The sequence below is a fragment of the Pseudomonas sp. K8 genome, assembly GCF_014889455.1.
Taxonomy (GTDB): Bacteria; Pseudomonadota; Gammaproteobacteria; order Pseudomonadales; family Pseudomonadaceae; genus Aquipseudomonas; species Aquipseudomonas veronii.
Genome location: NZ_VJWO01000092.1, coordinates 1 through 9,299 on the forward strand (window position 1 = coordinate 1; position 9,299 = coordinate 9,299).

9 protein-coding genes and 1 pseudogene are annotated in these 9,299 nt (G+C 57.9%); all 10 read right to left on the reverse strand.

Annotated elements, in window-relative coordinates; translation table 11 throughout:
* Positions 1–1,917 (reverse strand): ImcF-related family protein (locus tag INT12_RS29990; RefSeq protein WP_413469024.1); only part of this gene is annotated, 1,917 nt, incomplete at its 3' end.
* Between the two features lie 52 nt (positions 1,918–1,969).
* Positions 1,970–2,980, reverse strand: coding sequence for a hypothetical protein (locus INT12_RS29995; protein ID WP_193041032.1), 1,011 nt, complete (start codon positions 2,978–2,980; stop codon positions 1,970–1,972).
* Positions 2,981–3,087: 107 nt separating this feature from the next.
* Entirely contained in the window at positions 3,088–3,351 is a 264-nt protein-coding gene (locus tag INT12_RS30000) for a PAAR domain-containing protein (RefSeq protein ID WP_193041027.1), read from the reverse strand.
* Positions 3,348–5,690: pseudogene (locus INT12_RS30005) on the reverse strand (T6SS phospholipase effector Tle1-like catalytic domain-containing protein). The gene INT12_RS30000 and the pseudogene INT12_RS30005 overlap by 4 nt, the downstream one beginning before the upstream one ends.
* Complete coding sequence (locus INT12_RS30010; RefSeq protein WP_082107747.1) at positions 5,678–6,211, reverse strand: DUF3304 domain-containing protein; 534 nt, start codon at positions 6,209–6,211, stop codon at positions 5,678–5,680. Before INT12_RS30010 ends, INT12_RS30005 begins: the two are co-directional and overlap by 13 nt.
* Positions 6,212–6,349: 138 nt before the next feature.
* Positions 6,350–6,862, reverse strand: a complete 513-nt coding sequence (locus INT12_RS30015) for a DUF3304 domain-containing protein (RefSeq protein WP_193059151.1) — start codon at positions 6,860–6,862, stop codon at positions 6,350–6,352.
* Positions 6,798–7,037, reverse strand: coding sequence for a hypothetical protein (locus INT12_RS30020; RefSeq protein ID WP_193059153.1), 240 nt, complete (start codon positions 7,035–7,037; stop codon positions 6,798–6,800). Before INT12_RS30020 ends, INT12_RS30015 begins: the two co-directional genes overlap by 65 nt.
* Complete coding sequence (locus INT12_RS30025; protein WP_152032029.1) at positions 7,025–7,552, reverse strand: DUF3304 domain-containing protein; 528 nt, start codon at positions 7,550–7,552, stop codon at positions 7,025–7,027. Before INT12_RS30025 ends, INT12_RS30020 begins: the two co-directional genes overlap by 13 nt.
* Positions 7,553–7,625: 73 nt before the next feature.
* Positions 7,626–8,396, reverse strand: coding sequence for a DUF4123 domain-containing protein (locus tag INT12_RS30030; RefSeq protein ID WP_193041029.1), 771 nt, complete (start codon positions 8,394–8,396; stop codon positions 7,626–7,628).
* Between the two features lie 10 nt (positions 8,397–8,406).
* Positions 8,407–9,299: type VI secretion system Vgr family protein (locus INT12_RS30035; protein WP_193041030.1), on the reverse strand; the 893-nt coding region annotated here is incomplete at its 5' end.

Sequence of the window (9,299 nt, forward strand, 5' to 3'; positions counted from 1 at the left end):
GCGCAGTTGGTCAGGGCTCAGGCGGGTGTGGACATCGGCGGGTTGGTCGCTGAGCACCCAATCGATTTCCTCGCGGCGCGCCTCGGCGATCGCATCGATGGCGTGGCGCACCGAGCCTTCCCAGGCCCGGCGGGTGAACACGCCGGGCACGCTGGCCTCAGTGGTGAACAGGGCCTGGGCGTCGGTGTCGCCGACCAGTTGCGGCAGGCCCAGGGCCGGGTAGTGATGGGCGGCGTCATCGAGCAGTTGTTGGTACAGATTGGCTTCGGCATTGCGTTGACCCAGTTGGCCGAGCAGGACCTGCCGGACTTGCGCGACCAGCCGCGCGTCGGTGTCGATGCGCCAAGCCGGGTTTTCCGCCAGGTGTTCAGCGTAAAACTGCCACAGAGTGGGGCCCAGGGCTTGCCAGAGGCCCGCGCGGGAAGGCTCGACTTCGCCGAGGGTTTTCACCAGCAGACTGGCGTCGGCTTTTGTCGGACGCGCCATCATCAGGTAGGCCTTGAGCTGGTCGTAGGCAGCACGGGCGCGTTCGGCGCGCTCGGGATTGTCCGGGGCCAGCTTGACCAGGGCCGTGAGCTGCTGGCGTAAAGCGGCGACGGCGGGGTCGCGGATCAGGCGGTTGTTGGCTTCGACGTAGCGCGGCCACACGGTTTCAAGCAGCACTGGGTTTTGATTCAGGCCGAAGCGCTGGTACCACGGAGCGCCGCCTTGAACGCGATCATCCAGGCGCGCCAATTCGCGGACCAGTTCATGAAGGGCCTGGAGCTGTTCGTCGCCTTGTGATGCGCGTTGCAAGGTCGACAACGAGCTATGTACCTGGGCGATCTGCGTGCGGTTGCTGATGAATGACAGCAGCAGTCCTGCTCCCCATAACGTCGCCAAACCCAGCACCAGCGCGTAGCCAACTCGCGGCACGCTCCAGCCCAGCCGGCGGCCACGGGCGTTATCGCCGAGTACACCGTGCCACACCGGGGCCACCGACCACTCATGCTGGCTATCATGCGGCGAGCGCTGGACCGGCAGGCTGAACCACACCCCCCGCAACGGCACGCCACGGGCAAATTCGCCGGCCAGGTGCGCCAAGGTGTGACGCCAACGATCAATGCCCTCGCCCTTTAAATCCCGCGACAGACGCAGCAGAAAATCATCCTTCATCACCGCGTTCATCTGCGCCAAACCCGCGCGACGCAAAGGCTCCAGCAAACGATTCAGCGCGGCGTCCAATACCGCCGCCGAAAAGCGCTCGGGCAACTGACAGCCCACCGGCTGCGCTTTGCGCGTGTCCTGCGCCCACGCACTGCCGCAGACCTGCCAGAGAGATAACGGCAACTGCCAGCGCAAGTCACGGGCAAGGCGCTGCACCTGGCGTACACCTTTGCCCATCGCGACATCGTCGGCGGCCTGGGTTTCGTTCAGCGCCCAGACGACTCCGTCCAGCGCACGCCAGCGGCTGAGGCCGCTCCATTGCTTGAGGAAAGACTGATCCAGCGCGGCCTGCGCACTGCCGCCCCACAGCAGGACAGTGCCTTGGCCTTCGAGCCATTGGTGAGCGGCCAGGGTGGGGGCGATGGCTTCGATTTCGGTGGATTCGCCGATGATGAGCAGCAGGCGGGTTTTGTGGCGCCAAAAGAGGCCGTAGTGCTCGCGTAGGTGCTCGCGCACTTTTACCGCATCTGGCGATGCGGGTTCCCGGGTCAATCGCGAGTTCGGCGTTTGGGTGACCGCCCTCACGACCTGCTGTGCCTGGCGAAGCGCCAGACGATCCCAGGCCAGCAAAATGACCGGGCAGAACCAGCAGAGCGCGAACCACACCCCCAGCCCCCACAGCAGCAATTGCTTGAGCGGCATTTTCGGCCAGCCCAGATAGCCGCTGCACAAGCCATACAACAGACCACCGAGCAGTACCAGCAGCGTCATGATCAGCAGATAGCCCAACCCCACGCGAACCAACGAGCCCTTACCCACGTCCTTAACTGTTGCCATAAGGCACCGCCACTCCAATCGCCAATCGTTGGTTTCCATCCTGGCTCAGCCAACCACAGGGCTGACCCGCCGCCCCCGCTTGCAGCAATGCCAGGGACATCCCGATAAACGGCGCCAGGTGCGCCAGCACGCCCCATTGCCCGGCCAGTTGATGTTCGACTGCCGACCAGCCGCCCTCTACAAACGCAGCCTGGCTGGCTCGATCCAGTGCCAGGCAGGTGGTCGGCGCAGATTGCAGTCCGGCGTAACGCTGCATCTGTGCACACAGCTCGACGGGCGACTGGCTTGCAAGGTATTCACCGCGATGCACCAACTGCCGCCCCGGCCAGCTCACTCGCCAGAAGAAACCCGCTTCACCCCCCAGCTCGCCCTCTTCGGCACTTGCCACCGACGCCACGCCGGCGCACAACAACCAGTCGTCCTCGCCACGGCAATCGCGATGGAAGGTATCGATCAGGTCATCCAAATCAGTCAGGTTCTGTAGCAGCAAACGGGCCTCGGGCAACACCACTCCCGCCCGGACCAACGCCTCAACGAAAGCAGCCTGGCCGCTCTCATCCCCCACCCAGGCAATTGCCCGCAACTGTGGCCAGCACTCGGACAACCCCGGGAGGGCCAAGGTTAAACGGGCGAGATGCCGTGCCAGTGCAGGTTCACGCTCGCTGATCAAGCTCAGCGACAGTGGGCAACGCAACATGGGCTGTGTAGCGCCGGGTATCGCCAAGGGTGGCGAGACGCTTGTCATCAAGTTCAGGTAGTCTTCTTGCATGTCACCCGCCGGGCCGAGCAACAACACATCCTGCACCGGTAAACCCAGCGAGCGCCGTTGCCACCAAGCCTGCATGGCGGCCTCCAGCGCGCGCAGATACACCTTGCGGTTGAACAGCTCGATCTGCCACACCAACACACGCACCGCCAGAATCAGCGCCCAGCACAGCGGCAGCACCGCGCTCCACAGCCACCATTCCAGGCGCGGTTGCTCCTGGGGCCACAGCATCAGCAAAACGGCCGACTGCACTCCCCACAGCAGTGCCAACCCCAACCACCAACTGCGCCAACGCGGCTCGCCCGGTTCGATAACGTCGGGGTATTCAGGCGGACGGTTCATGGCGCAACCACCATTGAAGTGGCCGGCAGGGTGCTGACCAACTGGCAACTACACGCGCAACGATGGCCGTGCAGCGCCACAGGCTTGCCGTCCATGGTTGAACCCGAAGCGCCTTCGATAATGTGCGTAATGCCATGCAGGTTGCAGCGAACTTGATCATCCACGCAGGCCACTGGTTTGCCGAAGGCTTTGTAGTGCCCCGACAAAACCTCACCGCCAAACGGGTGCAGTGGGTCGCCCATGCGTACCAGGGGCATCATGACACCAGCTCCTTAACCTGCTCGACCAATCCGCCCGTGCGTTTCAGATAGTCCAACATGTTCTGCCTGCGCAGGGCTTCTTCACCCTCGATAATGGCTTGCGTTTGCTGCGCCACCACCTCTCCGATCGCGAAGGTCGGTTGCAGGATTTTCTCCGCCCCTGGCAGGAAAGGCTCCACTTTGCCACTGACGACATCGATCACCTGGTAGCCCACTGATGCACCAGCCAGCGTGCCTGCCAGACCTTTCTAGCCATGACGACGGATGCTGTACACCCCGCCCAGTACCAGTGCGATGCCCACCACACGCCCTGCCACCACCACCGGGGTCATACGCTTGTTGGTTTCGTCGCCGAAATACACCATGCGGTAACGAAAATAATCCCCCCACAACTCCCGTGAACTCGTAGCGTCGTGCATAAACCAGGCACGCGAGTCATGCATCTGGTCGTCAAACAGCGCGACCAGCGCAGCTTTCTGCGGCGAATCGCTGACGCGAAACTTATTGCTGTTGTTCCCGAGCTCAACAAACAGCTCCTTGGCGCGCATTTCACCCTCGGCCTTGATCCGCTCATACTCCTGCTGCTCGTCGTCGTCATTGAGCAGGTACACCGTGTCCCTAAGCGCCACATCGACGACCCAGCCTGCCACGCTGGTCTGATCGCGCCGCCAACCTTGGTAGTCGTGTTCGAACTCCACAGCGGCCTCGCGGATCTGCTGCTGATCCCTTACCGGTTCGTAAGCCGCCGGGCTGGCCGTTCCCAACAGAAGCTGTGCTTCGTTCTCCTGACCCCGGGCCGCCTTGCGCTTTTCTTTGGCGATGGCTATCTCAGCCTCACGTTTGGCTTTTTGCGCCGCTTCCAGCGATGCATTGGTCTGTGTGGCTTGGCCGTAAAAAGGTTGATTGACGTAACTGCCACGGGCCAGACGCTCGATGCGCCAGCCAGTGAGCCAGGCCAATTGCGCGGCCATGGCGTCTTCGAGGGAGTGGCCCAGGCGTAGGGATGGGCCGTTAGACGGGGTTGGCGGGGTGGTTTCTTCGGTTAGGCCCAGGGTGTTGCGCCAGGCGTTGAAGCGGTCGATGAGTTCTGGAGTAATGTCAAACTCTTCTTTTGTATCAAGAGTCATATGTCGCGTAGGCAGCATCTGCCGGAGCTTATCTGGCAGCACCGCCTCAGGCACCGTCAACGGCGCTCCAGCCGCAAAAGCCTCCGCATACAGGTCATGTAGCACAATCTGCGACAGCAACTCGCCCGAACCGCCTCGCGCCTTGCCTTGATCCCCCGGTGGGTAACCGCCGCCCACATCCGAGTGCACTCCGGGGTAGACCACCTCTCGGGCATAAGGGGGATAAAGGCCATCTGCATAACGGATCGAGTCCAACGGGAAGCACAAGCGCTGCTCATGGGCCGCGACAAAATGCCGGCAGACCTTGATCCACTCGGGGAATATCTTGACATCGGGTAACTGCTGCGTGCCATCGGCCCAGTCCATATGCCCGTCGGCAAAGGGCGCGGCATGGGCGCTGCCCACCGAAGCCACGGTGTCAAGCAAGCCAAGAAACTCGATGGTCAACGGCAGTCCCAATAATGCCTGCTCTGGGTGTTCGGCCCCTTGCGGGGTATCGAACAGCTCACTCAACCAGGTAACGAAGGTCCGAGCCTCGGCCGCCCCACGGGAAAAACCATAGACGAACAGCTTGATCGCCAGCACCTTGGGCTGCACGGTCGCGACCCTGGTCCGCAAGGGCTCCAGCAGCGAGGCCATGGCCTGGCGCCGGCTGCTTTTACCCAGCGCAGTCAGCGGCCAGGTGGTGGCCATGGCTTTGAGCTTGGCCTGGGCGACTGGCAGATCCAACCCCTGCTTGTTGTTCAGGGCGAAGGACAGCGCATCGGCAATTTGCAATAGCCCCCAATTAACCCGGTCCTCCCCTCGATTGGCGAAGGCCAACCCGCGCATGCTGAAGTCCAGCTCGCCAATTTCAGGAAAGGGGGTGCCCACACCGGGGATGTAATAACGAAAATAGCCACTTTCCGGCTGCTCCAGAGTGGCGTGGTAGAGCCGAGCGATATTGGTCGGATGGGGCGGCGTGGCCTTATGGGTGTCGTAGGGTTCGTTGTTGTTAGTACCGTCAAAGAACAAGCTGATATGCAAGCTATGTGCGCAGGTAGAAGCACCACGTAAACCACGCAGGGCATTCAACTCTTGGCGGTACTGTTCCACCTCGATCATTTGTAGATCGTAGTTGGCACTTACGCTCTGCAAATCGCTGGGCAAGCGCCTTTTCTTGGGAAATATGGCCGGCACATAAACCGACTCAGCGTTCTTCACTTCGGACATACGACTGGCTCCTTCATTTCCAATGGTTCCTTGATGGGGCTATTAGGTGATGGATAGCGCCAACAAGACGTGGAGACCTTGACTTGATTGCAGGGTAAAAAATGCACTTCCAACGCACACAATCTGCCCTCATAAGGAGGGAGCTCTACTATGGTGCTATATCTCCCATAGTTTGCCTCATGCCTAGCCAACGCAACCTCATCAAAATTAAATCCATCAGGTTTACGCTTAATTTTTTCGTAAGGGCTCGGATCAGTTTCCCACTCCACTTCAAGTTTCAAGCCTGGCTGCCATTGCCTTGGCAACATCGCACAGCACATCCCACCACCATAACCATGCGGAGATATATTGGCGCCACCATAGCCATTCACCGAAAAGTAATTAATGGCCGCTGACGTGTGGTTCACTCCATTCAAATTACCCGCTAAAAACTTGGAGTCCCCCACCGAGCACCCAGCCAGTAACAAAAGTAAACAACCGCCCAACCATCGGCACATAGCACTGCCTTCTAAATAGTTCATCCCATGTTCCTTATTCACACTTAAGCTCTGTAAGAAAAATACCTGCGCCAAACCTCTTTCATTCAGAACCTCCTGCGACTCACTGGATAAACATCCTTTCTTGGAAAAAGTCAGACACATAAACCGATTCGGCGCCCTTCACTTCGGACATACGGCTGGCTCCTTCATTTCCAATGGTTCTTTAATCGGATATCCAGGTTGGCCATAAGCCATACAGGCAGTTGTGACTTTGATCTGATTGCACGGCAAGAAATGAACTTTTAATGAACACAGCTTTTCTACCTCATAAGCAGGGAGATCTACTATGGCACTGTGTTGTTGGTAGTTCGCTTTATGCTTGGCATAAGCTTCTTCATCAGGACCGTACCCGGATGTTTTTCGCTTAAGCCTCGCATAAGGATTAGGATCAGTTTCCCACTCCACTTCAAGCTTCAAGCCTGGCTGCCATTGCCTTGGCAACATCGCACAGCACATCCCACCACCATAACCATGCGGAGATATATTGGCGCCACCATAGCCATTCACCGAAAAGTAATTAATGGCCGCTGACGTGTGGTTCACTCCATTCAAATTTCCCGCTAAAAATTTAGACTCCCCCACCGAGCACCCAGCCAGTAACAAAAGCAAACAACCGCCCAGCCATCGGCACATAGCACTGCCTTCTAAAATAGTTCATCCCATGCTCCTTATTCACACTTAAGCTCTGTAAGAAAAATACCTGCGCCAAACCTCTTTCATTCAGAACCTCCTGCGACTCACTGGATAAACATCCTTTCTTGGAAAAGTCAGACACATAAACCGATTCGGCGCTCTTCACTTCGGACATATGGCTGGCTCATTCATTTCCAATGGTTCCTTGATGGGGCTATTGGGTGATGGATAGCGCCAACAGGAGGTGGATACCTTGACTTGATTACAGGGTAAAAAATGCACTTCCAACGCACACAATCTATCCTCATAAGGAGGAAGCTCTACTATGGCGCTGTGTTGTTGGTAGTTGGTTTTATGTTTAGCCATAAAAGTTCGAAATGCATCCGAACCTAAAGGCGGAGATTTTGCATAGGGGTTCGGATCAGTTTCCCACTCCACTTCAAGCTTCAAGCCTGTCTGCCACTGCCTTGGCAACATCGCACAGCACATCCCACCACCATAACCATGGGGAGATATATTGGCGCCACCATAGCCATTCACCGAAAAGTGATTAATAGCCGCTGATGTGTGGTTCACTCCATTCAAATTACCCGCTAAAAACTTGGACTCCCCCACCGAGCATCCGGCGAGTAAAACAAGCAAACAACCGCCCACCCATTGGTACATAGCGCTGCTTTTTAAATAGCTCATCCTCTACCCCTTATTCGCACCAAAGTCCGGCATGCCCCCCTGTATTGCTCAACAGACAACTAAGGCCTATCAGCTAGACAACATCCGCCCTACTCCAATGCAACTCTGCGTATAATTTCAAGTCACCAAAATAGTTTTCTTGACTGGCTTGCAGCACTACGCGATAACAACATGCAAAACACTGCTCATGGGAAAGTTCCGAAAACCTCGCCCTGGCAACTTCGAACAGACTCTGTGCGTCACTGATGCTGCCCAACCGGTCAAATTGAGCGTCAGCCAAGTTGATGGGAGGAAAGGTTTCAGCCAGGGGCTGATTCGACCGATAGGTACCAGGCTGCCAGACAGGCTGCTGGTCCCGGTTCAGCCAACTCCAGAACAGGGTCACGCGCAGGAATTGCTCTTTCTGTTCTGGGCTCAATACGCTGGCCAACACTTCGGGCATTACGCGGGGGTCATAGAAGCGCAGCAATCCCGACTGGCCTCCCCACTCAAGCTGCGAGAGCCCCTGAAGGGACTTAGCCAAAACATCAAACGGCATAGGTGAAATCAACAGCATGAGGCGTGGCAGATGCCCGACTTGCTCAATCAATTCTTCCAGCCAGGCTTTGTGCCGCCAGTCGTCAAGGTTGATTCGCATCAAAATGGGCGCCTGCGTCAACAGTGCCTCTTCTGGTGTTGCACTGAATAAAGAAAACCAGCGCATGCCCGGTTCCATAAGGCGAAGGGCCGGCAATAGGGATACATCCCAGGCGGCTTGATCAACCACGACATCGACATGCCCCACGTTCGCGGAACCGCACAGGTTTTCTATTTGCTCGATCCAGCGTGTGTAGTGTTCTTGCATTTTTCTACCCTCAGTCGGTGGCGCGCATGACCGCGCCCGCTGCTTGCGGTTGAGCAATTTTCAGGCACTCTTCGCACACCGACTGCGGCAACTCACGCAAAGGAAAGCGCTGGCTGGTCGTGGTTTCCCAGACGTGTTGGCCTTTAAGGTTGAGCTTGCCCGGGGTGTGGATGTCGATGGCTCCGGTTGGTGTGATGCGGATATACCCGCCACCACACGCCAAGGTGATGCCGTTTTTAGCCGTCAGTTGCAGATGCCCCTGTACGGTCTGCAGGGTGATGTCTTGCTGGGCAATCAGATTCAACACGTCGTTGTGGGATTCGATTTCCAGCGGCCCCTTGCCGGACACCAGGCGCATGCCTTCCTGCTGGGCAAGCAGGGAAATGGCCTGATTCGCATGGACGGACAGCCGTTGAGCGGCAGCCAGGTTGATCTCATCGTTGCTTTGCACATACATCGCCTCGCCGCTTTTGAGCAGCAGGCTTTCAGGGGTTACCGCGCCAATGCCCTTGGGCGCACTGAGTAGGATGGCCGAGGCGTTCAGGTCTTTGGCGTGGTCCTGGAACTGTTGCAGACCATCAATGGCTGGTTTGCGACTGCGATGAGACTGGGCGATTGCCTGCCAATCAGCGATTTGTTGTGTGGCTCCCGCGACCAGATCGGTGGCTGGCGCCATGGTGAGCACATCACCAGAAGCCTTGGCCTGTATATCCGCACTGATGAACAACCCTTTGCCTGCACGAATGCTCCCCCAAGCATCTGTACGTAGCTCAAACCCTTCCCCACGCTTTTGTTTCGCGGCATCCACCAAATGCCCCAGGTTCAGCTGGCTCTTACCTCCATACTCAGTACTGACCTTGACGTGCTCCCGCCCCCGCGTGTCATCCATCCGCAGCTTGTTAT

Bases quoted from the DNA above. Each gene is read 5' to 3' on its own strand.
- INT12_RS30010 (WP_082107747.1), bottom strand. From the start codon at position 6,211: ATGAACTATTTAGAAGGCAGTGCTATGTGCCGATGGTTGGGCGGTTGT.
- INT12_RS30030 (WP_193041029.1), bottom strand. From the start codon at position 8,396: ATGCAAGAACACTACACACGCTGGATCGAGCAAATAGAAAACCTGTGC.
- INT12_RS30025 (WP_152032029.1), bottom strand. From the start codon at position 7,552: ATGAGCTATTTAAAAAGCAGCGCTATGTACCAATGGGTGGGCGGTTGT.
- INT12_RS30020 (WP_193059153.1), bottom strand. From the start codon at position 7,037: ATGTCCGAAGTGAAGAGCGCCGAATCGGTTTATGTGTCTGACTTTTCC.
- INT12_RS29995 (WP_193041032.1), bottom strand. From the start codon at position 2,980: ATGCTGTGGCCCCAGGAGCAACCGCGCCTGGAATGGTGGCTGTGGAGC.
- INT12_RS30000 (WP_193041027.1), bottom strand. From the start codon at position 3,351: ATGATGCCCCTGGTACGCATGGGCGACCCACTGCACCCGTTTGGCGGT.
- INT12_RS30015 (WP_193059151.1), bottom strand. From the start codon at position 6,862: ATGTGCCGATGGCTGGGCGGTTGTTTGCTTTTGTTACTGGCTGGGTGC.